We start from the raw sequence: 1,226 nt of genomic DNA, 5'->3' as shown, positions 1-1,226 counted from the left end.
TCGACACCGGGATGTCCGCGCGACCAGGGTTCCTGGGTGGCGGCGTCGCGGCCGGGCAGGACCGCGGCACGTCGGCCTGTCCCGGCGTCGATGACGGTCGTGGCGTAGCGGTGGCGGCGCAGGGCGAAGTCGTCCACGCCGATCACCCGCGGAACCGTCAACTCGGGCAGCGGCAGGCGCCGTAGACGGCGCAACGCGGTGCTGCGGGACACCGGCAGGGCCGACAGACCGGCCTGGCGCGCGGCCGTCCGGCCGCACAACTCCCGCGCCACCTGGGACATCCGCCGGCCGAGCCGCATCGTGCGGCGCTGGTGGCGCTCCAGCAGTCCCGGACCCTGTTCCCGGAAGTCTGCCGTCGACAGCCCAGGGCCGAGCAGACCAGCCGCCGCACGCGCAGATGCACGACCACCTGACGGTCGTCGACCGGCACGTCCTTCCACGTCCGATGGTGATAGCCGTGCGCCTTCGCCGTCGCGGTCCCGCACACCGGACACGGCACGGCCGCAGACCCGTTCGGACCTCCGCGGAGCCGTTCGGGCAGGGAACTCCGTCAGACCGGGCAGCGCGGAGTGGGCCCCGGAAACGCCGACGAGCGGTGTCCGGGGCGGCAGGGCCCCGGACACCGCTCGTCGAGCCGGGCGTCAGATGACGTAGAAGCTCGGCCCGGGGACGCCGTGGATTTCGGCGCCGCGCGAGCTGTTGTAGATGGACGAACCCAGGTAGCGGCTCCCGCTGTAAACGTCGAAGCGCTCGTTGGTCCCGTTGCCACCGAACCAGGACGTGAGGCACGCGACGTTGTTCGGCGTCTTGGCCGGGGTGATGGACACACCGCCGCGACCGGGGAACTTGACGGTGATGAAGAAGTCCTTGCCCGTGCAGACCTTGATCGTGCCGGGCGTCGCCGCCTGGGCCTGCCCGGCGCCGAGCACCGAGAGCGCCAACCCCGTGGCGGCGGTCAGCCCCGCCAGCGCGACGCGACGCGACTTCGACTTGCGCATTGCTCCTCCACATCTTCGTGCTTACCCGGTCACGGCGGGAGCGCCGCGCCGGACACCTCCGGTCGACCGCCGGAGCGGCGGTCGACCGCTCATCCCGGCGGGATCGCGACCCGCGCGGTCCCGGTGACGTCGACGAGCGCCGGGCGGGCGCCCGCGAGCCGGCACAACAGCTCGACATCGGCGAGCACCTCGCCGTCCCAGCCGACCCCGAAAACCGACTCACCGTCG

General features: G+C 72.8%; 1 protein-coding gene and 1 pseudogene. Both read right to left on the bottom strand.

Going from position 1 to position 1,226, the window contains the following annotated elements:
* A pseudogene (locus CKY47_RS36755) lies at positions 1 to 496 on the bottom strand (transposase family protein); the annotation flags it as partial.
* 145 nt (positions 497 to 641) lie between these two features.
* A complete protein-coding gene (locus tag CKY47_RS36750; protein WP_306750998.1) occupies positions 642 to 998 on the bottom strand; it encodes a hypothetical protein in 357 nt (118 codons plus the stop codon).
* Positions 999 to 1,226: the final 228 nt, after the last annotated feature.

Source organism: Saccharothrix longispora (assembly GCF_030852425.1).
In the GTDB taxonomy this organism is placed as follows: Bacteria; Actinomycetota; Actinomycetes; order Mycobacteriales; family Pseudonocardiaceae; genus Actinosynnema; species Actinosynnema longispora.
Note: the sequence above shows the minus strand (reverse complement) of the source record. Positions and strands in the feature narration are given on the sequence as shown.